General features: G+C 68.2%; 21 protein-coding genes and 1 tRNA gene. 3 read left to right on the top strand and 19 right to left on the bottom strand.

Annotation, left to right across the window (positions count from 1 at the left end; all coding sequences use genetic code 11):
- Positions 1-244: 244 nt before the first annotated feature.
- Complete coding sequence (gene msrA, locus ACWHYQ_RS09420) at positions 245-820, bottom strand: peptide-methionine (S)-S-oxide reductase MsrA (RefSeq protein ID WP_447975430.1); 576 nt, start codon at positions 818-820, stop codon at positions 245-247.
- Positions 821-1041: 221 nt separating this feature from the next.
- A complete protein-coding gene (locus ACWHYQ_RS09415) occupies positions 1042-2076 on the bottom strand; it encodes an IS110 family transposase (protein WP_447975429.1) in 1035 nt (344 codons plus the stop codon).
- Positions 2077-2244: 168 nt separating this feature from the next.
- Here ACWHYQ_RS09415 and ACWHYQ_RS09410 point away from each other — a divergent pair, with 168 nt between their 5' ends.
- Positions 2245-3708 carry a transposase gene (locus ACWHYQ_RS09410; RefSeq protein ID WP_447975428.1) on the top strand — a complete coding sequence of 488 codons (1464 nt, stop codon included), beginning with the start codon at positions 2245-2247 and terminating at the stop codon, positions 3706-3708.
- A gap of 187 nt (positions 3709-3895) precedes the next feature.
- Here the strand turns inward: ACWHYQ_RS09410 and ACWHYQ_RS09405 are convergent, their stop codons facing one another.
- The 3 genes from ACWHYQ_RS09405 to ACWHYQ_RS09395 all read right to left on the bottom strand — a co-directional run bounded on the left by ACWHYQ_RS09405 (position 3896) and on the right by ACWHYQ_RS09395 (position 6240).
- Positions 3896-4039, bottom strand: coding sequence for a hypothetical protein (locus tag ACWHYQ_RS09405; RefSeq protein ID WP_447975427.1), 144 nt, complete (start codon positions 4037-4039; stop codon positions 3896-3898).
- A gap of 108 nt (positions 4040-4147) precedes the next feature.
- Positions 4148-4936 (bottom strand): hypothetical protein, encoded by a 789-nt coding sequence (locus ACWHYQ_RS09400; protein ID WP_447975426.1) that lies wholly within the window; start codon positions 4934-4936, stop codon positions 4148-4150.
- Positions 4937-5136: 200 nt separating this feature from the next.
- Positions 5137-6240, bottom strand: coding sequence for a mandelate racemase/muconate lactonizing enzyme family protein (locus ACWHYQ_RS09395; RefSeq protein WP_447975425.1), 1104 nt, complete (start codon positions 6238-6240; stop codon positions 5137-5139).
- 105 nt (positions 6241-6345) lie between these two features.
- On the opposite strand from ACWHYQ_RS09395, the gene ACWHYQ_RS09390 reads away from it, so the two are divergent.
- Positions 6346-6789, top strand: coding sequence for a hypothetical protein (locus tag ACWHYQ_RS09390; RefSeq protein ID WP_447975424.1), 444 nt, complete (start codon positions 6346-6348; stop codon positions 6787-6789).
- A gap of 16 nt (positions 6790-6805) precedes the next feature.
- On the opposite strand, the gene ACWHYQ_RS09385 is transcribed toward ACWHYQ_RS09390, so the two are convergent.
- The 11 genes from ACWHYQ_RS09385 to ACWHYQ_RS09335 all read right to left on the bottom strand — a co-directional run bounded on the left by ACWHYQ_RS09385 (position 6806) and on the right by ACWHYQ_RS09335 (position 20937).
- Positions 6806-7333, bottom strand: a complete 528-nt coding sequence (locus tag ACWHYQ_RS09385) for a hypothetical protein (RefSeq protein WP_447975423.1) — start codon at positions 7331-7333, stop codon at positions 6806-6808.
- A 61-nt stretch (positions 7334-7394) separates the two neighbouring features.
- Positions 7395-8189, bottom strand: a complete 795-nt coding sequence (locus tag ACWHYQ_RS09380) for a hypothetical protein (protein ID WP_447975422.1) — start codon at positions 8187-8189, stop codon at positions 7395-7397.
- Positions 8190-8727: 538 nt separating this feature from the next.
- A complete protein-coding gene (locus ACWHYQ_RS09375; protein ID WP_447975421.1) occupies positions 8728-9426 on the bottom strand; it encodes a response regulator in 699 nt (232 codons plus the stop codon).
- Between the two features lie 22 nt (positions 9427-9448).
- On the bottom strand, positions 9449-12154 hold the full coding sequence (locus ACWHYQ_RS09370) for a DUF4118 domain-containing protein (RefSeq protein WP_447975420.1): 2706 nt from the start codon (positions 12152-12154) through the stop codon (positions 9449-9451).
- A gap of 45 nt (positions 12155-12199) precedes the next feature.
- Entirely contained in the window at positions 12200-12772 is a 573-nt protein-coding gene (gene kdpC, locus ACWHYQ_RS09365) for a potassium-transporting ATPase subunit KdpC (RefSeq protein WP_447975419.1), read from the bottom strand.
- Between the two features lie 11 nt (positions 12773-12783).
- On the bottom strand, positions 12784-14853 hold the full coding sequence (gene kdpB / locus ACWHYQ_RS09360; protein ID WP_447975418.1) for a potassium-transporting ATPase subunit KdpB: 2070 nt from the start codon (positions 14851-14853) through the stop codon (positions 12784-12786).
- A 10-nt stretch (positions 14854-14863) separates the two neighbouring features.
- Complete coding sequence (gene kdpA, locus ACWHYQ_RS09355) at positions 14864-16615, bottom strand: potassium-transporting ATPase subunit KdpA (protein WP_447975417.1); 1752 nt, start codon at positions 16613-16615, stop codon at positions 14864-14866.
- 13 nt (positions 16616-16628) lie between these two features.
- The gene (gene kdpF, locus ACWHYQ_RS09350; protein WP_447975416.1) at positions 16629-16718 is read right to left on the bottom strand and encodes a K(+)-transporting ATPase subunit F; all 90 of its coding nucleotides are present in this window, start codon (positions 16716-16718) and stop codon (positions 16629-16631) included.
- Between the two features lie 154 nt (positions 16719-16872).
- The gene (locus ACWHYQ_RS09345) at positions 16873-17991 is read right to left on the bottom strand and encodes an outer membrane beta-barrel protein (RefSeq protein WP_447975415.1); all 1119 of its coding nucleotides are present in this window, start codon (positions 17989-17991) and stop codon (positions 16873-16875) included.
- A 307-nt stretch (positions 17992-18298) separates the two neighbouring features.
- The gene (locus ACWHYQ_RS09340) at positions 18299-19222 is read right to left on the bottom strand and encodes a FecR family protein (RefSeq protein ID WP_447975414.1); all 924 of its coding nucleotides are present in this window, start codon (positions 19220-19222) and stop codon (positions 18299-18301) included.
- Positions 19223-19308: 86 nt separating this feature from the next.
- A complete protein-coding gene (locus ACWHYQ_RS09335) occupies positions 19309-20937 on the bottom strand; it encodes a surface lipoprotein assembly modifier (RefSeq protein ID WP_447975413.1) in 1629 nt (542 codons plus the stop codon).
- Between the two features lie 429 nt (positions 20938-21366).
- On the opposite strand from ACWHYQ_RS09335, the gene ACWHYQ_RS09330 reads away from it, so the two are divergent.
- Positions 21367-21660: an RNA recognition motif domain-containing protein gene (locus ACWHYQ_RS09330; RefSeq protein WP_447975412.1), complete on the top strand. Its 294-nt coding sequence runs from the start codon at positions 21367-21369 to the stop codon at positions 21658-21660.
- A 287-nt stretch (positions 21661-21947) separates the two neighbouring features.
- On the opposite strand, the gene ACWHYQ_RS09325 is transcribed toward ACWHYQ_RS09330, so the two are convergent.
- From ACWHYQ_RS09325 to ACWHYQ_RS09315, 3 genes are all read right to left on the bottom strand, one after another.
- Complete coding sequence (locus ACWHYQ_RS09325; RefSeq protein WP_447975411.1) at positions 21948-22367, bottom strand: hypothetical protein; 420 nt, start codon at positions 22365-22367, stop codon at positions 21948-21950.
- Between the two features lie 61 nt (positions 22368-22428).
- The gene (locus tag ACWHYQ_RS09320; RefSeq protein WP_447975410.1) at positions 22429-22776 is read right to left on the bottom strand and encodes a hypothetical protein; all 348 of its coding nucleotides are present in this window, start codon (positions 22774-22776) and stop codon (positions 22429-22431) included.
- A 782-nt stretch (positions 22777-23558) separates the two neighbouring features.
- A tRNA-His gene (locus ACWHYQ_RS09315) sits at positions 23559-23634 on the bottom strand.
- Between the last annotated feature and the right edge of the window lie 42 nt (positions 23635-23676).

The following is a 23676-nucleotide window of genomic DNA, read 5'->3' as shown; positions in this document are numbered from 1 at the left end:
TCGGCGAAGGGCACTGCCAGGGCCGAGCGCGCCGCCGCGTGCAGGACCTTCGCACCTCCACGCTCCGGGTGCTCCACCTGATGCGACAGCCTTGGTGAATCCCCTCAGGGGGCAGAAGGAGCGGGAGACTGACCCCATCGTGCAGCTCTTGACGGGAACGGGCTGCTCCAGAGAAGGAACCGGCGATCACCACGCGACGCGGCCCAGAGGTCGCGCTGAATACGGCATTCCAGTGTCCAAGAAATCAGGTACGGTACAAGCCCTTCATCTTCTCCGCAAACAGCTTCCGGGCCTTGGCGACCTTCGGGCCGACCACATAGGTGCAGTAGGGCTGGGAGGGATTGCGGGCGAAGTACTCCTGGTGGTAGGCCTCGGCGACGTAGAAGGGGCCGGCCGGCGCGAGCTCGGTCACGATCGGCCTCTCGAAGACCTGCCGCCTCGTCAGCTCCGCGATCATAGCCTCCGCCGTCGCCCGCTGCTCCGGCGAGTGGTAGAAAATGGCCGAGCGGTACTGGGTACCGACGTCGTTGCCCTGCCGGTTGAGCGTAGTCGGATCGTGGATCGCGAAGAACACCTCCAGGAGCTCCAGATAGGAGACGACCTTCGGATCGAAGGCGATCCGTACCGCCTCGGCGTGGCCCGTGCAGCCCGTGCACACCGCCTCGTAGGACGGATTCGGGATCCGCCCGCCCGTGTAGCCGGACTCGACCGATTCCACCCCCTTCATCTGGTCATAGACCGCCTCCAAGCACCAAAAGCATCCGCCCGCAAGGGTGGCGATCTCCCTCGATTCCGATCCAGCCCCGGGCGTCTCGGTCATTGACTCCTCCCATGAATAGGGCCTCTGTCAACAGTCAACACGAGGCCCTGTTGAAATAGATGGACCGTTAACCTCCCATGCGGGCTCGATCGCCCAACCTTCCGGTGCAAAGACAGCCGCCCAATCTCCAACACGAGGTCGGGTCCTCAAGGGACATGCGGGCTCACTGTCTGTGCCTGTCCATCCGGGTGAGACAACCTGGCCCAACCGTCAGTCGCACGCTACGCGGTGGCTGGCTGGAGCCGGCGCGGGTCATACGGCTGGCCCGACTTCAGCACGCCATAGGCCGTGGTCAGCAGCTTGCGGGCCAGGGCCACCACGGCGATCTTCTTCCCCCGCCGCCGGGCGATCCGGGCGTCGAACGGTTGCAACGGCTTCGCCCCGTGGCTCTGCATGCGCACCACCGTATGGGCACACTGCAGCAGGATGCGGCGGACCTCCAGCCGCCCATCGCGATTGATCCGCCCCAACTGCCGCACCTCCCCGCTCTGATAAATCGTCGGTGCCAAGGCGCCATCGTTCGCCACAGCCTTCTGATCGTCAAACCGGCGGGCCTCATCGAGCGCACTCACCAGGACGCGGGCGGCCAGCGGGCCGATGGCCGGGATGCTCTCCAGCAGCGGACACCGCGGATCCTCGATCGCCCGCAGCCGCGCGGTGAGCTGCCACTCCGCCGCCTCGAGCGCCTCGATGCTGGCCATGAACGTCTCGATGATCAGCGTCAGCGGGGCGCTCACCGGCAGCCGCGCCAACTTGGCCCGCCAGGTGGCGCCGGCAAAGAACTTCTCGGGCAGCCGATGCCCCTCTTGGTACACGTAGCCCCGGATCGTATTGATCAACGCCACCCGCTTGCTCTGCACCTGCTGCCGGGCACTGACCAACTCCCGCAGCTTCCGCACCGGCCCCTCCACCACGTGGACCGCTCGCGGCAGCAGCCCCGCGCGCGCCAACTCCGCCAGTTTCTTCGCATCCACCCGATCCGTCTTCCCGCCACTCTCCGTGATCCACTTCACCTCATTCGGATGCACCCCATGCCCCTGCACCCCGTCGATCTGCTTCAGCGTCTCCGCGATCCATTTCATCTGATTGCCCGCTTCACACACGACCAGCTTGGGGCCAACGCCCACCTGCCGCAGCAGCGCCCGGAGTCCTGCCCGGGTGGCTGGCTGCTCTCCCTCGAACACGCGCTGCTTCCGCTCATTGACCCCATAGGCCACCAGACTCTTGCCACTGACATCCAATCCGATGTACACCATCGTCTGCCCCCTTTCGTTGGTGGTGGTTGCTCACCCCTGACAGTCGGGCCTTCATACCTCGACTGTCGACCAACGTAAAGGGGGCCCTATTCATCCCGGATTCCGCAGTTGGTTCGTCTTGATGTAGAATGCGCGGCCAAATTCTTCTGGCTGGACAGGAGGTTTGGCATGCGCACCCGTCAGCCACCGGCCTCATCGCTCTACCCGAAGATCCGCTTCGCGTTTACGGACCATCCGATCACCGTCGGGGCTGGGGCCATGCTGCTCCGCCTATCCTTCGCACTGATCGGGCTGCGGGCCGCGCTCATCCCGCTGCTGGCGCCCTTCGCGAAGAGCTCGAACAATCAGATCGCGGCGGGGGACGTGCGGCTGGCGTGGTGGTCCAGCCTGGCGTTGGGGATCGAGCGGGTCGAGCCCGTCACGCAGTACCGTCGGGCTCCCTTGTTCCCGCGCCTCCTGGGTCTCGCGCGGTTCCCGGCGCCCGATCCCGTGCGGCGGTTCTGCCACGGCTTGACCGACCGGCGGCTCACCGAGGGGTCCGAAGCGCTGATGCGGCTCTCCCTGAGCGCCATGCGCCCGATCCTGCTCGGCCATCCGTGGGATCTGGATTCGACCGTGTTCTGTCGCTATGGCGAGCAAGAGGGGAGCCTCAAGGGGCACACCCCGCTCAAGCCCGGCCGCCCCTCGCCTCACCCGTTGGTCGCCTGGTTGAGTGAACGGCGGCGGCTCTGGTGGGCCACCGTGCGAGCCGGCCATGCCGGGACCGCCACTGGTGCGCGGGCCTTGCTGGCGCACGCGCTGCCGAGGCTGCCAGCGGGGCACCGGATCGGCTTGGTACGGGCCGCTGCCGGCTTTTTTGTCACGGCCTTCTTGCTGTTCTTGGAAGCCCGGGACTGGCCGTCTCTCATCGTGGCGCGGCTGACGCCGCTGGTGCGCAAGCTGGTCGTGCAGCGGATTCCGGCGGCCGACTGGCGCCCGGTCGCCCGGGGCATCGCGGTGGCCGATGGCATGGCCTCGTGGCCGGCCTGGCGGGGGCAGACGCGCCGGTTTGTGGGCCTGCGCCAAGCCCTGGCGGAGCGGCCTGAGGCGCGCGGGCGGAGGCTGATCGAGTGTCCCGGCGACCCGTATCGGGTCTTCGTCACCTCTGTGCCCTATGCCGCCGACCTGGTGACGTGGATGGACGCGGGCCGGGCGGACAGCGAGAACCGGATCCAAGCACTCACGGAGGCCCTGAGCCTGGACACGTTCTGCCTGCAGTCGTTCGACGCGACCGATGCAGCCTTCCGGACCGGCTGTGTGTTGGACACCTTCCTCAGGGGCTTTCGGGAAACCGTGCTGCCCTCGTGCTGGTTTGAACGACGGCTGCGGGCCGTCCGGGACCTGATCGTTCTGGTCGCGGCGGACCTGATCCCCGAAGCCCGACGGCTCCGCGTCCGATTCGCCGTTCCACCGGAGGAGCGGGCGGAGTTTCTGCAGCGCCTGCGCACCCTCACGGAAGGCCTCCCGATTGCGGCGCAGTTGGACTGGGACCTGGCCGAGGCGAATGCCGCCAGCCAGCCCCCATCCGGGCCGGCCGACCTTCCCGTGCCAGCGATCCGATTCACGCCTCATGCCCATGGCGCCTCCCCATGATCGTCCTTCAACTGCGGAATCCGGGTTCATAGAATCTCCTGTCGTCACCCCAATCAATCGTCGGGGCAAGCGTGTCAGGCTGGACCTCTGCGCGGGCTGCGTGAGGGGGCGCGGGCACGGACAAGGCAGGCGCCAGGCTCGCCGAGGCTCGCCTGGCTCGGATGGACGGCCCGATCAGAGATCAGGGTTACGCCGCCTCGTAGTAATCCTGATCCTCGGCTTCGGTGCCGGGCGACCCGCTCGAGGGCTTGCCCGCCTCGGTATAGGTCGCCACGATCGCCGCCGCCCAGGTCAGGAACATCAAGGAGATGAGCAGAGCCAGCGGAAGCATCGCTCTCCTCCCCGGTTCATGGCTTTCTATTATAGACGGGTTTGCGCCGGCCCGCTATGGCCGCACGGCTCCCCCGGACGTCCCCTTCGCCGGGGAAGCCCAGGCTCCCTACTTCTTGGCCTTCTGGCACAGGCCTTCGCGCTCGTCCCCCGTCCCCACAACGATCTTGGCCGTGAGCTTCTGCAGGCGCGCCATATCTTCGGCCGGGATCGTCGCCTTGAAGATGACCCTCATCGTGTCGCTCCGCGCCGCGACGAACCCGTAGTCCTTGCTGTCGTAGGCGGGGGAGAGGCCGAGCCCCTGAATGCTGGGCCGGCCACCGTACGCAAACAGCGTGGAGACGGTCGTGACGGGCAGCCGCCAAGGGTTGCCGGTGGTGCACTCGTACACCTGGCCGTCGTCCAGCACCAAATCCAATCGCAGCAGGAGAGACCCGATGCGTTTCTGAAAATACTCGATGAGGCCGGGATCGTCGCTGATCCGGGCCGAGCGCGCCTTCACGGAGACGATCCCGTAGTCCAGTTCGAGGACGGCGTCCAGGACCGTGCCGCCCAGCTCTTGGGCCGCGGCCTCCAGGGCCGCGCGGGCTGCCTCCGTCGCCTGGAGCGTGACTGGTACGTTCAGCGAGGCGTTGCCGGCCCCCTCCTGCTCCACGAGGCTTTTGAGCTGGTCCACAGGAGGAATGGAGACGACCATCCCCTCCGCCAGAATCTTGCGGAAGGCTTCATCCGCGACGGCCTTCCCGTCCCGGTTGGCATTGGCGGCGGGCGCTGATCCGGCGGGCGGGCCCGGCTTCCCCGCCTGGTCTGCGGCGAATGCCCTGGGGCGTCCCAGGGACAGCCCCACAAGCAGCGTGAGGACGAGACCGAACGTCGTCAGGCGCGAGGTAGGCCACACAGGTGAGCCTCCGCCGAGATCCGGACCACCCCGCTGCGCTGGTGAGTCCGGCTGACGCCGGCCGAGTCACGCCGACGACCCGCACCGGCCCAAGCGAGAGTGCTGGGGCAACGCTATAGCAGGGCCACCCGTGTTGTCAATCCTTCGGCTGGCCCCCGATTGAAACCGTCGGGGGCAACTCCCTCGGGCGTCCGGCCCGGTCACGCGATCGTCGTTGCGGCGACGCCCTCCACCTCGAGATCGAGGCCCGGCCCCTCCCAGGGCTGCAGGAGGGGCCCAGCGTAGCGATAGCCGCCCTTCACAGGATCGGCCGCCAGCAGGAGCGGCGTGTCCAAGTCGAGGAGGTCGAACTCGCCTACGCCGAGGACCAGGGCGAAGGAGCAGCCCATCGCGACACGTGTTTCGACCATCCCGCCAATCATCAGGCGAAGGCCCGCCGCCCGCGCGAAGGCCGCGATCTCCAGCGCCGCGAGCACCCCGCTCTTCATGATCTTGATATTGAGAAAGTCCACCGCCTGCGCCCGGGCCAGGCGCTTCGCGTCCTCGAGGCTCCGGACGGATTCATCAGCAGCCACAGGGATGCCCGCCTGGTGCCGCAGCGCAGCGAGGCTCTCGAGGTCGTCCTTCGCCACCGGCTGCTCCAACAGGATGAGGTTCCCTCCGAACCGGCGCACGGCCTTTATGAAGGCGTGGCTCTCTGCCCGGGTATAGCCCTGGTTAGCGTCGGCGATGAACGAGACGCCCGGCAGCGCACGGTGGAGCGCCTCCACCCGGCGGACGTCCTCGTCCACATCTGTCCCGATCTTGGCCTTGAAGAGCCGAAAGCCCCGCTGGTACCAGCCGCACGCCAGAGCCACGGTCCGGTCGCGGTCGGCGATCGGAATCGTGATGTCCGTCTCGCGCTCGCGTAGGTCGGCTCCGCCCCAGAATCCCCACAGCGGCAGGCCAGCGGCCCGACAGAGAGCATCCAGCACCGCCGTCTCCAGCCCGCAGCGCGCCGCCGGGAGGGTCGGGGCTACCTCGCGGAACAGAGCGGCGAGCCGCCGGACCCGGAGGACCGACTCTCCGAGGGCTGCCCGGGCAAGCTGCGCCGCGGCCTCCAAGGTAGCCGCGCGATCTTCGCCGCCCACTTCCGGAAAGGGCGCGATCTCGCCGTACCCTCGCGCCCCGCCGGCGAGCGTGACACGGACGATCGCGTTCTGGGCGGTGCGCCGCGCGCCCGTCGCGACGACGAACGGATCGGTGAGAGGCACATCAACTGGCCACAGCTCGACCCGCACGATGCGGTGAGGGTCGCCATTCATCGGTCATCGTCCCGACATCCCACTCTCCTCTGGAGCCGGCCCGCAAACTGGCGTATGATGTCGCCTCGAAGAGGCCGGTTGCGGCTCACCCTAAGGGAGTGACCCATGAGCAAGGAGGAGAGACAATCCGTGTTCGACCGGCATCCCGCGATCCGGACAGCCTTGGTACGAGCGGCGGCCCTGCCCCTCCTCGTCGCATGGTTGGGCGTCATCGCCGCGCCGGCCAGCCGGGCCCAGTCGGCCGGCTCCGGTGAAACGACCGGGTCGGAGCCGCCGTCGGAGTGGGGGATCAACGCCGCCGCCTGGGTGCTCACCGTGCCCTACGGCGCCGCCAAGGTGGCTTACGCCATCGTCGGCGGAACCGTCGGCGTCCTGACGTTCACCTTTTCCGGCGGCAACAAGGACTCCGCGATGGCCGTCTGGACGACCAGCATGGGCGGCGACTACCTCATCACCCCCGACCATCTGCGGGGCCGGGAGCGGCTCCGGTTCCTCGGCGGCCAGACTCACGCACAAGAGGCCGGGGCCCACTCCGCCGCGAAGCGGTAGCGCAGCGGGCGAGCCGCTACGAGCCGCGTGCCTCGAGGAGCACCGCCCGGTCGGCCTCGATGGCCGCGAAGATCTCGTCGAGCGCGAGGCGGACCGCCTCCGTGATCGGCTCCTCGTCGGAGGCGGTGGTCCACCGCGCCCAGGGGCCAACGGCCCGGCCGCGGCCCCGGTAGGACTTGAGCGCCGTGCCGCGCTTGAGCACGGTACCCTCGATCTCGAAGATGAAGACGTACCGGTCCCGGCTCTCCAGGCGCAGGGCGGCTTTGAGCGACAGCGTCAGGTCTCCCGCGGCGCCATCCCGGCCAGCGAACGTGCGCCGCTTCTCGAGATAGCCCTCAACGGCCTCCCTGAGATCCTGCTTGGTCCACTTCAGGTAATAGATGCGCGGGATGCTGCCCGGCCCCTCCTGCGCGAGGCTGGCGACCTCGACGGTCACGGTGGCCGGGATCGGCTCCACCGCAACCCGGTCCGGCTTGGGCCTCACATGGATGACGTGCACACAGCCGCTCGACGAGAAGAGCAGGCCGAGCAGGAGACTCAGCACGGCTCGAGTCAGGGGAGCGCGGCAGGCGGTCAAGCCGTGAACCCTCCGAGCGGCGACGCGCCTACCGCGGCCCGCTGGCCTTGGCCGGTCCGCTCGCCGCGTCCTTCGGAGGGCCGGCCGGCTCAAGCTGCTTGATCCCCTCCTCCAGCGCCTTCAACCGGATGCGGAGCGCCGCCTCCTCCAGCCGGTAGGTGCCCAGGACGGTCTGGTTCAAGGCCTGCATCTGGCCCTGGACAGCAGCGACGGCCGGCGTGAGCTGCTGGAGCCCGGCATTCAGGCTGGCGACCGCCGCCTGCAGGCTCTGCACCTGACTGGCGACCTTGTCCGCCATGCTCTGGAGCTTCAGAAGCTCCTGCGTGTTCGCAGCGGCGTGCTCCGCCAGCACATCCTTGAACGTCGCCTGGTCCGACCGCAACGCCATCAGCAGCTTGTGTTGCATCGCCTGGTTGGCTTCGGCCTGCTGGAGCGCCGCCTTCGTGTCCGTCTTAAGGGTCTCGACGACCTGCCGTAGACCGACCACTTCGGTCTCAAGCGTCGTCCGGACCACGTCCAGCGTCCTGGCCAGCTCGTCCTGGCGCTGCGTCTGCGCGCGGCGGATCGCGGCCACCTCCGCCCGCAGGTCATCGAGCTTGGCTTGCTCGGCCGCGTGCAGCTCCGCCAACTCGGCGCGCACGTCGCCGACTTCCTTGCGGACCGCCCCGGTGACGGTCTCCGCCGTCTGGCTCAGGCCTTGATGCAGCTTCTGGGTGAGTCCCTGGTCGAGCTTCTCCAGATCCGACGTCGTGACACAGCCGGCAGTCCCCAGCAACAACAGACCGACGCTCGCGCACAGCGCGGCGCGTACCTCCTGTCTCATGGTGCCCCCGTATCGGTGAGGTCGCGTGTCAATCCGCGATGAGGTCGCTTGCCGGCCGGTGGATTCGGCTCGCGCCCACCCTCGACAACAGGATACAAGGCCGGAAGCGAGCCCTTACTCTAGACCGGGCGGGACGCCGGTGCAAGTCCGGATGGAGGCGAGTCAGTCGCGACCCGTGAGGTCCTCGCCCACCAATGCCGCCACGATCAGGCTCCACGCCAGCAGGAACAGCACCCTGCCCCCCAGTGCCACCACGAATACCATGTCCCGGCCCTCCCCGATTGCAGCGGATCCCTCAACCACGTCCTTGCCCGGGAAGAGAGCAAGGGCAATACCGCGCGCGGCCCGTTCCGGACCGATCATCGCAAGTGACTGATTCGATGTGATTTCCGAGAAGAGAGCAGCGAGAGGCATTTCCGGCGGCTGGTGCTGAGCTGCTCGGAGGGCTATCCGGAAGGGATAGGGACGCTTATCTACACAGATAGGGGCAGCGGACGCGGGCAGTACTCTTAAGGAGCCGGCGACGGGCTTGGGGAGGTCAATCGGTCCGCAGGCGGTAGCCCACCCCCAATTCCGTGAGCAGATACCGTGGCCGCGCGGGATCGGTCTCCAGCTTGTGGCGGAGCTGGCGCATGTACACGCGCAGGTAGTGCGAGTCCTCTACATGCAAGGGGCCCCAGACCTCTTTGAGCAATTGGCGGTGGGTCAGCACCTTGCCCGCGTGCCGGATCAAGGTGGTGAGCAGCTTATACTCGAGCGGGGAGAGATGGACCTCGTGCTCGGCTGCGAACACCTGTCGCCGTTCCAGGTCCACCTTGAGGTCGCCGAGGACGAACACGGAGTCGGCGGCCTCGGCGGAAACGCGCGCACGGTGCCGGAGGGCCACGCGCATCCGCGCGAGCAGCTCGTTGACCCCAAAGGGCTTGGTGACGTAGTCGTCCGCACCGAGGTCGAGCGCCTGCACCTTGACGGCCTCCTGGTCCCGAGCCGTCAGCACGATGATCGGGACCGCCCCCCACTCCCGCACACGCTTGACGATCTCGAGGCCGTCCAGATCGGGCAGCCCGAGATCCAGCAGAATCAGGTCCGGGTTGCGGGCAGCCGCCTGCGCAAGCCCCTCCTGGCCGGTTAGCGCCTCGACGACCTGGTAGCCCTCCGGCGGCAACGTCGCCCGCAGAAACCGACGGATCTCCGGCTCGTCCTCGATCAACAGCACGGTGGCCTGGTGAGTGGGCATACGGTCCCCCGGGCAGGCGCGCTCAGACGGCCGACTGGGGCTCAGCCTTCTCCGGCTCCAGCCGCGGCTCAGCCCCTTCGAGCGGCAGGGTAAACCGGAACACCGCACCCCCGCCCGGGCGGTTCTCCGCCCAGATGCGGCCGCCGTGCGCCTCGATGATCCCGCGGCAGATGGTGAGGCCTAGCCCCACGCCGCCCTCCCGCTCCGGGTTCGCCCGGTAGAACTTGTCGAAGATGCGCTGCTCGTCACCGGGCTGCAGGCCCGGACCCCGGTCCGCGATCTCGAACAAGACCGCCCCGTCCTGCGGCGCGGCGGCCAGCTCGATCGGGCTGTCGGCCGGCGTGTACTTCAACGCGTTCTCGATCAGGTTGATGACGACCTGCTGAATCAGCACGCCGTCCAGCGGGACGAGCGGCAGGTCCGAGGGAAACTGCGTCGTCACCCGCCGGCCGCGGAGCCGACCTTCCAGCCTGGTCAAGGCCGCACCGACGACCTCGTCCAGCGGATGCCATTCCTTGTGAAGGTGCACGGCTCCGACTTCCAGCCGGGTCATGTCCAGGAGGTTCCTGACGAGTCGGTCCAACCGGTTCGCCTCCTCGTAGATCGCCTGGGCTAGGTCGCGCCGCGAGGCGGGGGGTAAGGTCTCCTGGCCGGCCAGCAGCCCGCTGGCCGCGCCCGTGATCGCCGCCAGCGGCGTGCGGAGGTCGTGCGAGATGGAGCTCAGGATCGCGTTGCGCAGCCGCTCGGTTTCGGCCTGGACCTGCGCGCGCTGCATCTCCTCGGCCAGGCGAGCGCGCTCGACGGCGAGCGCGAGCTGGCTGGCCAGCGCTTCAAGCAGGTGGACCTGCTCCGGATCGAGCAGCCGGCCCGGCTGCTCAGACCGGACCGCCAGCACCCCGACCGGCCCGCGCGTCCCGACCAACGGCAGGTAGAGCGCCCCCGCTCCCGGCAGGGTGTCCGTGCCCTGACCGGCCATCTGGCGGTGCTCGAACACCCACTGGGCCACGCCTTCGTTCCGCTGGTCGAAGGCGAAAGCGACCCCCTCGCCCGGCTGCAGCATCAATCGCCCCGCCGCATCGGGCAGGAACACGGCGACCTGGCTCTCGAACACCTCGCGGATGTGCCGGACCGCCGCCTGCGTGAGGTTGTCCACCAGCCGGTGCGTCGCGAGCTCGCGGCTCAGCGCGTAGAGGACCGCCGTCCGCCGCTCGCGCTGGCGTGCCAGCTCCGCCTGCTGGCGGGTCCGGGCGGTGAGCCCGCTGATCAGGAGCCCGACGACGAGCATGACCCCGAACGTGAGCAGGTATTGCACGTCCGAGACCGCGAAGGTCCAGTACGGCGGCACGAACAAGAAATCAAAGGCCGCCACGCTCAGGATCGAGGCGAGGACCGACGGCCCGCGGCCGTTGCGAGCCGCGACGACGGTCACGCCCAGCAAGTACAACATGATGAGGTTCGCGGTGCCGAACGCGGGAAACAGCAGCCAGGCGACGAGCGAGCAGAGGGCGACCACCAGCGCGCCCTGGCCGTAGGCCCACCAGCGGCTCGTCCGCTGGAATACGCCGGCCATGAGCGGGCGCCCCTCGCCCGCTTCGCCGGTGATGACGTAGATGTCAATGTCTCCGCTGTTCCGGACCAGGTCGGCCACGACCGAACCGAAGAGCCATTCCTTCCACCGGGACCGGACCGGCTTGCCGACGATGATCTTGGTGACGTTGCGGGCGCGCGCGTAGTCGAGCAGCTCCTGGCTCACGCGATCGCCGGTGAGGGTCACTGTCTCGGCGCCGAGCCGCTCCGCGAGCCGCAGGGTCTGGATGACCCGGTCGCGGTCCACCTGCGGCAGCCGCAGATGCCGCGACGTCTGGACGTAGACGCACAGCCACGGGGCGTGCAGGCCCGCCGCCATCCGGCGCGCGGCGCGGACCAGCCGCGCCCCGCGGGGTTTCATGTTCACACAGACCATGAGCCGCTCGCCGGCCGGCCAGGTCCGGGCCACGGCATGGTCGCGCCGGTACACTTCCATCTGCGCGTCCACCCGGTCGGCCGTGCAGCGGAGCGCCAGCTCGCGGAGCGCGATGAGGTTGCCCTTGCGGAAGAAATTCCGCATGGCCTGCTCCGCCTGCTCCGGCACGTAGACCTTGCCGTCCTTGAGGCGCTCCAGCAGGTCGTCCGGAGGAAGGTCTATCAGCTCGACGTCGTCGGCTCGCTCCAGGACCGAGTCGGGCACCGTCTCGTGCATGACCACGCCCGTGATCTGGGCGACGACGTCGTTGAGGCTCTCCAGGTGCTGGACGTTGACGGTGGTGTAGACGTGGATGCCCGCCTCCAGCAGCTCCTGGATGTCCTGCCAGCGCTTGGCGTGGCGCGAGCCGGGGGCGTTCGTGTGGGCCAGCTCGTCCATCAGGATGAGCTGCGGGCGGCGGGCGAGCGCCGCGTCCAGATCGAATTCGCGAAGGGTCGTGCCGCGGTACTCGATCGCCCGCGGCGGCAGGATCTCCAGGCCTGTGAGCAGCGCCTCCGTCTCAGCCCGGCCGTGGGTCTCCACCCACCCGACCACGACATCCACCCCGTCCGCGCGCTGCTCGTGCGCGGCCTCGAGCATGGCGTAGGTCTTCCCCACGCCGGCCGTCGCACCAAAGAAGATCTTGAGCTTCCCGCGGCGTTGCCGGGCCTCTTCTGCCTGCACGCGCTGGAGCAGGGCGTCGGGATCGGGCCGTTGGGTAGTCATAGAGCCCCCGGACCAGCCGGTCGCAGAACAGGCGCACGCACCGTTCTAGTCTAAGCCATCCAGCGCCAAATTCAACTCCAGCACGTGGACCACCGGCTCGCCGAAGAGACCGAGCAGGCGGCCGTGAGTGTGCCGGGCGACGAGCTGCCGGACCGTCGCCTCGTCCAGCCGGCGCGCCGCGGCCACCCGGCGGACTTGATAGTCAGCCGCCGCCGGGCTGATATGGGGATCGAGCCCGCTCGCGGAGGCGGTCACGAGGTCCACGGGGATCACTTTCGGGTTGACCGGGTCGGCCGCCCGGAGCGCGGCAATCCGGGCCGCGACGGCCTGCCGCAGCGCCGCGTTCGTCGGGCCGAGGTTCGAGCCGGCCGAGGCAGCGGCGTTGTACGGAACGGGCGCGGTGGCGGAAGGCCGGCCCCAGAAGTACCGCGGCTCGTCGAAGGGCTGGCCGACCAGCGCGGAGCCGACCGGCTGACCGTCCCGGACGAGGAGGCTGCCGTTGGCCTGCCAAGGGAACAGAGCCTGGGCGAGGCCGGTGATGGCGAGCGGGTAGAGGAGCCCGGTCAGGACTGTGAGGCCGAGCAGGATCGCGATGGCCGGGCGGAGGTGCGCGCGCATCGGGTCCCCCCTCAGCCGAGCCCCAAGATGACGAGGAGCCAGTCAATCAGCTTGATGCCGACGAACGGGACGACGAGCCCGCCGAGCCCATAGATTAGCAGGTGCCGGCGGAGCAGGCGCGCTGCGCCGACCGGCCGGTACCGGACGCCGCGGAGCGCGAGCGGGATGAGCGCGACGATGATCACGGCGTTGAAGATGACGGCCGAGAGGACCGCGCTGGCCGGGGTGGCCAGGCCCATGACATTCAACGATCCCAGCGCCGGGTACGTCCCGACCAAGGCGGCGGGGAGGATGGCGAAATACTTGGCCACGTCGTTGGCCAGGCTGAAGGTGGTCAGCGCGCCCCGCGTCATCAGGAGCTGCTTGCCAATCTCCACGACCTCGATGAGCTTGGTGGGGTTGGAATCCAGGTCCACGAGGTTGCCGGCCTCCTTGGCCGCCTGGGTACCGGTGTTCATCGCCACCGCCACGTCGGCCTGCGCGAGCGCCGGGGCGTCGTTGGTCCCGTCGCCGGCCATCGCGACCAGGCGCCCGCCCGCCTGCAGCTCGCGGATGAGCGTGAGCTTGGCTTCGGGCGTCGCCTGGGCAAGGAAGTCGTCCACGCCGGCTTCCGCCGCGACGGCCGCGGCCGTCTGGGGATTGTCGCCCGTGATCATGATCGTCTTGATCCCCATGCGCCGCAGTTCGGCAAAGCGCTCCCGGATCCCGCCCTTGACGATGTCTTTGAGCTGGATGACCCCGAGCACCCGCGCGCCGTCCGCGACCACCAGCGGGGTCCCGCCCTGCCGCGCGACCGCGTCCACGGTCTGCTGGACCGCCGGCGGCATCTGGCCGCCCCGCTTCACGACAAAGGCCTCGATAGCGTCGGCCGCCCCCTTGCGGATCTGCCGGCCGTTCAGGTCCACGCCGCTCATCCGCGTCTGGGCGGTGAAGGGGATAAACGTCGCCCCCAGCGCCTGGAGGTCGCGGCCGCGCAGGCCGTGCCGCTCCTTGGCCAGCACGACGATGCTGCGCCCCTCGGGCGTCTCGTCCGAGAGGGAGGCAAGCTGGGCAGCGTCGGCCAAGGTCGTCTCGCTGACCCCCTCGGCCGGGAGAAACGCCACCGCCTGGCGGTTGCCGAGCGTGATCGTGCCGGTCTTGTCGAGCAGGAGCACGTCCACGTCGCCGGCCGCCTCGACGGCCTGGCCTGACATCGCGATGACGTTCGCCTGGACCATGCGGTCCATCCCCGCGATCCCGATCGCCGAGAGCAGCCCTCCGATGGTCGTGGGGATCAGGCAGACCAGCAGGGCGACGAGAACCGTGACAGAGACCGGCGTCCCCTGGCCCGCGGCCGAGACGCCGTAGCGCGAGAACGGCAGGAGCGTGACGGTCGCGAGCAGGAAGATGAGGGTCAGGGCGGCCAGCAGGATGGTCAGCGCGATCTCGTTGGGGGTCTTCTGGCGCTTGGCCCCCTCCACTAGCCCGATCATCCGATCGAGGAAGGTCTCGCCCGGGTTGGTCGTGACGCGGACGACCAGCCAGTCGGAGAGCACGCGGGTCCCGCCGGTGACCGCGCTGCGATCGCCGCTCTCCCGGATGACCGGCGCGCTCTCCCCGGTGATCGCGCTCTCGTCCACGGAGGCGATGCCCTCGATGACCTCGCCGTCGCAGGGGATGAAGTCCCCCGCCTCGACGAGGACCACATCGCCCTTCGCGAGCGAGTGGCCCGGCACGAGCGCGTAGGCGGCGCCGAATCGGGGCTCGGCGAGCTTCTTCGCGGCGAGATCGCGGCGCGCCCGGCGCAGGGCGGCGGCCTGGGCCTTCCCGCGCCCCTCCGCCATGGCCTCGGCAAAGTTCGCGAACAGGACGGTGAACCAGAGCCAGAGCGTCACGGCCAGGATGAACCAGCCAGGCTCGTCCCCGCGGCCGACGAGCGCCTGCAGGCCGAGGCCCGTGGTCAGGATCGCGCCGACGAAGACCACGAACATGACCGGGTTGCGGACCTGCTGGCGCGGGTCCAGCTTCCGCAGCGAGTCCGCCAGGGCCAGGCGGAGCAGCGGCCAGTGAAAGAGCGGTCGTGGCGAGGTCTGCGTCGTCATCGGGAGCCTCTCAGCGTGCCCCCGCCATCAGCAGGTGCTCGACAACGGGGCCGAGGGCCAGCGCCGGGGCGAAGGTCAAAGCCCCCACGATCAGCACGAGCCCGACCAACAGCAGGACAAAGAGCGGCGTATGGGTCGGCAGGGTGCCGGGCCCGGCCGGCGTCGGCGTCTTCCGGGCGAACGAGCCGGCCAGGGCCAGCACGGGGATCGCCAGCCAGAAGCGCGCGACCAGCATCGCCAGGCCGCCGGTCAGATTGTAAAACGGCGTGTTCGCATTCAGACCTGCGAAGGCGCTCCCGTTGTTGTTGCCCTGGGAGCTGAAGGCATAGAAGATCTCCGTGAACCCGTGCGGGCCCGGATTCAGGGTCGCGGCGTGGCCAGCCGGGATCGCGACCGCGACTGCTGTGTTGGCGAGAACCACGATCGGCATGAGCAGCACGACCAGCGAGGCCATTTTCATCTCGAAGGGCTCGATCTTCTTGCCGAGGTACTCCGGCGTACGCCCGATCATCAATCCCGCGAGGAAGACCGCGACAATCGCGAAGACCAGCAGGCCGTAGAGGCCGGAGCCGACCCCGCCGAAGACCACTTCGCCGAGCAGGATGAGCAGGAGCGGCACCAATCCTCCGAGCGGGGTGTAGGAGTCGTGCATGGCATTGACCGAGCCGTTCGAAGCGGCGGTGGTGACCGCCGCCCAGAGCACGGAGTTCACAATGCCGAACCGCGCTTCCTTGCCTTCCATGTTCCCGCCCGGCTGCCGATCGCTCGGGACCTGATCGAGCCCCAAGGCGGCGAAGGTCGGCGTCCCGGCCTGTTCGGCCCAAAGCCCCAGCAGGAGCAGCGGGAGCAGGATGACCATCATCACGGCCAGGAGCGCCCACCCTTGGCGGGTATCCCCCACCATGGCGCCGAAGGTGTAGCACTGGGAGGCAGGAATCAACAGGATGGCCAGTAGTTCGAGGAGATTCGAAAGCGGCGTGGGGTTCTCCAACGGATGGGCCGCGTTGGCGTTGAAGAACCCGCCCCCGTTGGTACCGAGTTGCTTAATCGCGACCTGGGAAGCCACAGGCCCCACGGCGATGATCTGCTGCGTCAGCGGTGGGCCGGCGTCGGTGGCGGGGCGCGGCTGGAGCAGCCGCACGGTCCGGGAGGCGTCGAACGTCTGGACGACGCCCTGGGAGACGAGGAGGAGGGCCAGCAGGCAGGAGGCGGGCAACAGGAGATAGAGCGTGCCGCGGGTCAGATCCACCCAGCAGTTGCCGATCGTCTCGGCGCTCCGCCGTGCGAGGCCGCGGATCAGCGCCGCTAGGATCGCCAGCCCCGTCGCGGCCGAGACGAAATTCTGCACCGTCAGACCGAGCATCTGCGTGAGATGGCTCATGGTTGTCTCGCCCGCGTAGGCCTGCCAGTCGGTATTGGAGACGAAGCTGACCGCCGTGTTGAAGGCCAACTCCGGCGGGACCGCGCCGACCCCCTGCGGGTTGAGCGGCAGGGCCCCCTGGAACCGTTGGAGGGCATAGAGGAGGAAGAAGCCGGCCGCGTTGAAGCCCAGCAGGGCGAGGCTATAGGTCTTCCAGTCCATCTCGGCCTCCGGGCGAATCCCGGCTGACCGATAGAGCAGGCGCTCCACCGGCCCTAGGAGCTTCTCCACGCCGAGGGGGCGGCCCTCGTACACCCGCGCCAGATACCAGCCCACCGGCTTCACCGATGCGAGCAGCAGGAGGAAGAAGAGCCCGATCTGCACCAGGCCGTTGGCGGTCATCAGAACCACCTGGCTAAAACCACTCTGGCTTGAGTAAAGCCACCAACAGATAGACGAACAAGCCGAGCGAGAGCATGGCGCAGACGACGTAGAGCAGGTCCACGGTCACCTCAACCTGTCCAGCGCCCCGACGAGCCAGGCCGAGAGCACGAAGAAACCCACCGCTACGCCGAGCACGCCCGCGTCCATGCCTCCGCCTCTCTCGGGATCACTCTACAGAACAGCGCGTCAAAACGGCGTAAAAATGGCGGCCCCGGTCACGGCAAGTCGAGGGTCCAGATCAGCGCAACGATCAACAGGTGCTGCACGGGCGTCAGGCCGACGACGCCGGGAGCGGTCTCGCCGCCCTTGAAGAAGCCGCCGCCCGGACCGGTGGATTCGTCGTAGCGGTACTCGAGCCGCAGCCTCGCGGTGGTCCACCCGGCCGGCAGCTTGTATTCCGTCGTCGCCGTCACGGCCCGGATGAATTGCCGATCGCCGGTGATCAGGCCGTTCCGGTCCCAATAGACCTCCGGCCTCAGCGCGACGCTCCAGGGCCCGCCGAGGTGCCACCGCACCGGGAAGGCGGCCCCCATGTAGAACTGACGCGGATGGCCCGGCACCGCCGCCGCCCGCTGGGTCCCAACCTGATACTCGCCGACCAGAATCAGGTCGTCGGTGACCTTCCATTCCACGATGCTGTCCGAGAACAGCCGCCAGAATGCCAGGGCCGTGGCCGATTGGTCCGGCCCGCAGTACACCGTCTCCTTGAGCACCCATGCTTGGGCAGGCCTGTAGGCCAGTTGCGCGCCGTAGCTCGGGAGACTGTTCGCGTTCTGCAGGTGAAAGTATTCGTTGATGACGAAGACGGCGCCGGTCCACCGGTCGTTGAACGGGTAGAGGGCGTTCACCCCCATCATCAGATAGGGCGAATAGTCCGCGATCCAGGCCCGTGTGTAGTTGAAGTTGTCCTTGGCATAGAGCGACTCGTAGCCGATGAGGCTGGGAAAGATGCCGGCCTGGACAGTCAGGCCGTTGCCGACCGGTGCGAGGTAGGACACATTCGCGCGGCCCAGGTGCCGCAGCCAGGACGAGCCGTCGAGCTTCGGCAGGTTGACGCCGAAGCCAAAGGCCTTGGCATCTTCTCCACCCTGCCCCATCAACTCGAGGCCCCAGCGGGATCGCTCGGTCGCGTCCTTCCTGACATAGACCGCGCCCATATTGAGATCCAGCTCGTTGACCCGCGGTGTGGTGGAGCGGTCTCGGAAGAGATGGTTCCGGGGAAAATTGAAGTCGAGCGAGTAGCCGAGGTCCAGGAACCCGCCGTAGTGCCAGTCAGCCGCCGGAGGAGCCGTCCCCTCAGCCGGCCCCTGGCGCACTGGTGCACCTTCGGCCATAGGAGCCGACGCCTGCGCCTCGGAAGCGCCCAACGCTAAGCAGGCAACGAGAACTCGACCCGGCCAGCCCCGCATGGATGCCATCGCGCTCTTCCCATTCCCTGACCGGTCTCTCGCAAGGCCGCTGTCAGGCTCGGATGACAGCCTAGCGCGCCGCATCTCAAAACAGTGTTAAAGCCGGGCGCCGCCGCGTCAAAACGCTGTAAGGGCGGAGCAGGCGTGCACAGGGGCGGCCAACAATGGTGAGACGCTTCGCAGGAAGCGGTAAGACGGACCAGAAACGGGGAGGGAGACAGCGGAGCGGGGGCTACCGTCTCACCCGCTCATGGCCGCGCTGCAGGCTGGGATCGTGGCTGCCTAGGATGCCGTTGGCCGCGCCGGATTGGACGGAGGGCGGCGTATGAGGATGAGCGGGCACGAGGTTGCCGTGGTGCCGCACCTGGTTGCTCGGGCTCTCCCCGCCCCCTTGGGCTTGCTCCACACCCGCACTCTGGCTGTCGCCCTGGCCTTGGGCCCCGCCCGGGCCGGCCGCACCCGCGCCGCCGAGTCCGAGCGTGAGCGCCCGCGGCGCGCCGATTTCGCGGAGCGCGTCCTTCGGCGCCTCGTGCCGCAGGCTCTCCTTGAGGTGCGTCGCGTCAACGACGGCCCGGACCCCGCGCGCTGCCCCCTCGAGGGAGGCCGGCGGTACGGGCGTCAGGCCCACGGGTGCCACGCTGTACTGGCTGGGATCGAGGTGTACGGTGCGGCCGCCCGACGTAAAGGCGATCTCGCCGGACGCCCCGATGTTTGCCGCGCCGCTCTCCTCCCCCTCTGTCCAGACCACGAACAGCCCGCCACGCGCGACGACGGTCGCCCCAGGCATCAGGACTTCGAACTTCGAGCCCTCGGTCGCGAAGGCGTTCCCGACGACGGCCCGGAGACTGCCCCGGACCAGCCGGACCGTCACGCTCCGCTGATCCTGCGCCGGATCGTGGTCGTGATGCACGATCTCGACCCGGCTGTTCTCGCCAACCGTCAGGAGGCTCCCGTTGTGGAAGAGGGCCTTCGTCCGAGACTGGCCCTGGGTCTCGATCACATCCTGAGCTTGCAGGCTCTCGCTGATCTTGGGCTGGAACGGGCCCTCCGGATCCGGATGGTCCATGCTCACCCGACCCTCGACCGCCGTGATGGCACCGATCCCTTCCGGTGCAGGCTCGGCTCCCCAGGCGACGGTCGTCAACGTCAGGGCCATGAGGCCTGCCGTGGACAGGAATCCGCATCGGTGCCAGCTCCGGTGCATCATCGGCTCACCCTCCATGAATGGCTCGGCGGTTGCGATCAGAACGAGGCGCTCACCATCACGGTCGTGACGCTCCGCGTGTACTGGAACACGTCGAGATTGCTGTCGTCGCGCGTATAGGCGTACTGAATCGTGAAGGTGAAGTACTCGGTCAGGTCCCGGCTCAACGCCGCTGTAGCGGCGTAGATATTATCACGGCGGCGGGTGCGGCCGTCAGCGGAAAAGGAATTGGGGTTCGTGTACTGTTGGTGGATCCAGTCGAAGGCGAGCGACAACCCCCAGTCCCAAACCGGCGGCAACTCCAGCCCCGTCGTGAGGTGGTAGCCGTTGTAGTCCCAGTCGGCGTTGTCCTTCGTGTTGGGTGGGCCCGCGACGGAGGGCGACCCGCCGCCGGTCACGTCCGTGTCGTAGATGAAGCCGACCCACAGCCGCCCCTTGCTCTCCGCGAAGACCAGGTACTGGGTCAGCCCGGCGAGCCAGTTCTTGCCGTTCCGGGCGGAGTTGAGGAGGAACCGGCCGTCCCGGAAGACCTTGTCCATGTAGCGGAACTGGAACTGGCTGTACGTATTCCTATCCTCCGTTAACGTGAGCACCCCGAGCCCCGTGTTGGCGTTCAGATAGGGGGACCGCCCAACCAGCGTGTAGTTGTAGATGTACTGGACGCCGATGGTGAGCAGCCCGGCCTGGTATTGGGCGTAGGCGGTCGGCTGGTGGTCCTCAACATCAAAGCCACTGAGTCGGGAGTGGAAGCTCTGGTAGATGGCGTAGGAGACGCCGCCGACCAGCCGCTCGGTCTGGACGGCCCGCAGATCAAGCGCGCCGGTCAGCACGGTGCGCCAGTCCCACTCTCGGGAGATGCCCGTGGGGCCAGCCGGCGGGGAGGTGCCGCCGGGCAGCAGCACGACGTTCGAGTCGTATTCCATGCCAGCCGAGGCGGTCGCCTTCCACCGGGAGGGCGGCGCCGGCGCCGCTTGCTCGACCTGCGCGAGCAGCTCCCTCGCGGAGCGCCCGTGCTCTGATTCGGGCTCCGCCACGACCACAGCCTGCAGGGCCTCCCGGGCCTCGGCCAGCGCCCCGCGGCGGAGATGCGCCACGCCGGTGTAGTAGTGAGCGGTCGGCGCCAGGTCCGGGCTCAACGTCATGGCTTGCTTGAACCGTGCGGGCGCTTCCGCGTACTCCCCCAACTCGTGGTGGACGAGGCCGAGGTAATAGTGGACCAGCGGGTTGTCCGGAGCGGCCTGCTCGGCGGCCAGCAAGCTGTCTTTGGCCTTCCGATAGTCCTTCCGGTGATACTGGATGATGCCGAGCCCGAGCCAGGCCTGGCCGGAGGACGGGTCCACCTCCAGCATCCGCCTGAACACGACCTCGGCCTCCGCGTCCTTCTTCCGCCGAAGGAGCGTCTGCCCGAGAAAGGCGCTCGCCTCGGGATCATCCGGCTTGGCCTTGAGCGCGGCCCGGAAGAACGTCTCGGCCCTCTCGTACCGCCCACGGCTGAACTCCATCGCCCCTCGCGAGTAATTCAACTCGTAGGCCTCGGGCGACTCCGGCGCCTCCTGCGCCAGCGCCGGCATCCAAGCCAGCCACAGCCCGAACACGACCAGCCAGCCGGCTGGCCGCGCGCCCCGGTTCGCGCCGGCCCTGCAGGGCGCTGTCCCGTGATGTCCCATCCCCAGTGATCATGCCCGGTCCGCTCAACCGCGACTGGTGGCGTCGCTGCCTCTCCAAGCCCATCGCCGAGGAAGCTCGGAAGCCTCCGAACCGGGGCGCATTATGGCAAAATTCGTACGAGAGTTGCGAGTGCCGGTAGGCTGAGGGGACTGGGGCAGCCCGGTCTGGTTTCGTCCCCTCCGCCCTTCCACGGCAGAAATGGCTTGCTTTCCGGGAATCGGTGTGGTAGGGTGTGCTCACTTCATCACTGGGGGCTCGTGATGGAGCGAGAGACAGACGAGCCCTGAACCGATGTTGTTTTGCCCGGGAATCTGATCGGAAGCCAGACCTAAGCCGCCGCGTCATTCGCGTCTTCGGCCCGTTCCTTCCTGTCGTCCCCACGTTCTCGAGTTCAAGACAATATCACTTTCCCCTAAAGGAGGAACCCCATGGGTTCGAAGATCTACGTCGGGGGGTTGCCGTATTCGGCGACCGAGTCGCAGTTGAACGACCTGTTCGCTCCGCACGGCACCGTCGAGTCGGCCAGGGTCATCACGGACAAGTTCACGGGGCAGTCGCGCGGCTTCGGCTTCGTGGAGATGTCCACGGGCGAGGAGGCCCAACAGGCGATCGCCGCGCTGAACGGCACCACGCTGGACGGCCGGACGCTCACGGTTAACGAGGCGAAGCCTCAGGAGCCGCGCTCGGGCGGCGGCCGGGGCGGTCGCGGCAGCCGGTGGTAAGCGTCCGCTGAACCGGCGGGACCCCCGCGTTGCGGGGGTCCCGCCCACGCCTCTCTCTTCTCTCTGATTCGGCGAAAGCCGGGGAGGGTCCCATTTCCAGACCAGGCAAGGCGACCATCGCCAAACGCAACCGCGAGCGCGCCCAGCAGGCCAAGCGGCGGGAAAAAGAAGCCCGCCAGGCCCAGCGCAAGGAGAGCAAGAAAGCTATGTCCCGTCCGGGTGACGGATCCGATCCGGACCTGTACGGGATGGTCCCGGGGCCGCAAGCCCCGCTCTACTGACGCAGTTCAGGGCACGACGCGTCTGGGCCGGACTTCGAGCGAGCCTCCCGCTCCGCTCACCTCCTGACTGACAAATCGGTCGTCCGCGAAGGTCGTCCGGAGCCGCTCCGTGACGTAGCGGCGGTACTCCACGTGCTCCTTGCCCATCAGCACCAGGCCGTCCCGGTCCGACAGGATCAGGAGATCCTCCTCGGCCACTCGTCGCCGCTCGGGCGCGCCTGTGTTCACCCGGTACTGGGTCATCCCGTCCGGATTCAGGCCGTCTCCGGCGACGATCGCCGTCAGGCCCTCGATGATCCCTTCCTGGCCGTCGAGCCGGTGTCTGACCCGCGTACCGTCGGGGATCCGCGCCCAAGGCTTCACCGCCTTGACTGGCTCCGTCGTCCTTCCGGTCTCCGGCGTCCCATGCTTGCGGTTGTCCGCCATCGTCGTTGCTCTCCTTCGTAAAGGCCTTGCAGTGACCGCCCTTGGGCCGGGCGGCGCGGGCTCAGGCGCTTCTGCGCCCACCGAAATCCGAGGCGCGAGCGGCCCGGAGTCGCTGAGCCCTGGTCATGACTCGTCGCAATGCGGAGAGCTGCCGCTGGGCCTGGGCGCACTCCAGATGGAGGTCCTGCAACTGCACGCGCAGGTGCTCGATCTCCTGTTGGTGGAGGGTGGCGCAGTCCGCGCGCGAGAGGCTGGCCCAGACACTTCCCTCCCCGGCTCGCTTGATGCGCTGGTCAAGGGATTCGCGAAGCTGCTTCTTGCGCCTGCTCATGAGCGATTTCAACGCTTGCCGCCGGCGCTCGATCTCTTCAAGCTCAACAGCGCCTTCTCGCTGATCTTTCCTCAACACGGGACGCTCCTTGGTTGAAAGGGGATCAAGACCTGAGCTCCGTCGCGCCGCCCTTCAGGACTCCAGGGGTTCCCGCCCCGCAATCAACTCTGGCGGGTCAGCGGCGGAACAACCCTGGTGTCGGAGCAGCGGAGACTTGGGAATCAGTCGCGCGGAATGCGAGCGGACCGGAGCGCGCGAAGGATGGGAAAGTCAACGGAGCTCAAACGATATCGGCCATTGTACGCGCAAACGGAAGACCTGTCCAACCAGGGTGGCCCGCGCCGGCATTCCGTCAAGATTTTGCGAGGTTCCGCGCGCCCCGCTGGCCTGGCCTGCCGATCGCAGAGTGCCAGCGCCTAAGGTCGCACTCTCGGATCGTGATGTGGGCCCACACCTGCGTGCCCGTCCCGCGCTCTGGCCAAGCCGGGCTGGGAGGGTTGCTAAGCGGCCGCACACCCCGCGGGGTGTAGAGAATGATCGAGCGGCAGCTCTCCATTGGTCGTCACCGGCCCGACTGGCTCGCCGTGGCTCCTTCCACCACTGTTTCACGAGTTGCAATGGAGGCTCGCCGTGGAACCTGCGCGCACACCGCTCATCCCGCAGTCCGCGAGAGACCAGCACACAGAATCAGAGGCCGACAACGCCCCGCGACTGGAATGGGAGACGAAGGCGGGCAAGGCGATTTTCTATCTCACCGTCGCCTGCTCGCTCTGGTTCTTCTGCTGGCTGAACGGCAGTCCAGGGCCCGTGCGAGCAGGTCAGTCGCAACACCTGACGAACCGGCGTGAGGGGGCGAGTGTTGGGGTGAGTGACGGGTTTCGAACCCGCAACCTCCTGGGCCACAGCCAGGCGCTCTAACCGTTGAGCTACACCCACCGCCAGGGACGAGACCGGCAGGAGACGAGAACCTATCTCAAA

The sequence above is a fragment of the Nitrospira sp. Kam-Ns4a genome, assembly GCF_965152595.1.
Note: the sequence above shows the minus strand (reverse complement) of the source record. Positions and strands in the feature narration are given on the sequence as shown.

What these genes read in the sequence shown, in the direction of transcription:
- kdpC (WP_447975419.1), bottom strand. Translation starts at nt 12,772, where the DNA reads ATGCGCGCGCACCTCCGCCCGGCCATCGCGATCCTGCTCGGCCTCACA.
- ACWHYQ_RS09380 (WP_447975422.1), bottom strand. Translation starts at nt 8,189, where the DNA reads ATGAGACAGGAGGTACGCGCCGCGCTGTGCGCGAGCGTCGGTCTGTTG.
- kdpA (WP_447975417.1), bottom strand. Translation starts at nt 16,615, where the DNA reads ATGACCGCCAACGGCCTGGTGCAGATCGGGCTCTTCTTCCTCCTGCTG.
- ACWHYQ_RS09415 (WP_447975429.1), bottom strand. Translation starts at nt 2,076, where the DNA reads ATGGTGTACATCGGATTGGATGTCAGTGGCAAGAGTCTGGTGGCCTAT.
- ACWHYQ_RS09370 (WP_447975420.1), bottom strand. Translation starts at nt 12,154, where the DNA reads ATGACTACCCAACGGCCCGATCCCGACGCCCTGCTCCAGCGCGTGCAG.
- ACWHYQ_RS09390 (WP_447975424.1), top strand. Translation starts at nt 6,346, where the DNA reads ATGAGCAAGGAGGAGAGACAATCCGTGTTCGACCGGCATCCCGCGATC.
- ACWHYQ_RS09405 (WP_447975427.1), bottom strand. Translation starts at nt 4,039, where the DNA reads ATGCTTCCGCTGGCTCTGCTCATCTCCTTGATGTTCCTGACCTGGGCG.
- msrA (WP_447975430.1), bottom strand. Translation starts at nt 820, where the DNA reads ATGACCGAGACGCCCGGGGCTGGATCGGAATCGAGGGAGATCGCCACC.
- ACWHYQ_RS09375 (WP_447975421.1), bottom strand. Translation starts at nt 9,426, where the DNA reads ATGCCCACTCACCAGGCCACCGTGCTGTTGATCGAGGACGAGCCGGAG.
- ACWHYQ_RS09340 (WP_447975414.1), bottom strand. Translation starts at nt 19,222, where the DNA reads ATGGCCCTGACGTTGACGACCGTCGCCTGGGGAGCCGAGCCTGCACCG.
- ACWHYQ_RS09395 (WP_447975425.1), bottom strand. Translation starts at nt 6,240, where the DNA reads ATGAATGGCGACCCTCACCGCATCGTGCGGGTCGAGCTGTGGCCAGTT.
- ACWHYQ_RS09410 (WP_447975428.1), top strand. Translation starts at nt 2,245, where the DNA reads ATGCGCACCCGTCAGCCACCGGCCTCATCGCTCTACCCGAAGATCCGC.
- kdpB (WP_447975418.1), bottom strand. Translation starts at nt 14,853, where the DNA reads ATGACGACGCAGACCTCGCCACGACCGCTCTTTCACTGGCCGCTGCTC.
- ACWHYQ_RS09325 (WP_447975411.1), bottom strand. Translation starts at nt 22,367, where the DNA reads ATGGCGGACAACCGCAAGCATGGGACGCCGGAGACCGGAAGGACGACG.
- ACWHYQ_RS09330 (WP_447975412.1), top strand. Translation starts at nt 21,367, where the DNA reads ATGGGTTCGAAGATCTACGTCGGGGGGTTGCCGTATTCGGCGACCGAG.
- ACWHYQ_RS09345 (WP_447975415.1), bottom strand. Translation starts at nt 17,991, where the DNA reads ATGGCCGAAGGTGCACCAGTGCGCCAGGGGCCGGCTGAGGGGACGGCT.
- ACWHYQ_RS09335 (WP_447975413.1), bottom strand. Translation starts at nt 20,937, where the DNA reads ATGGGACATCACGGGACAGCGCCCTGCAGGGCCGGCGCGAACCGGGGC.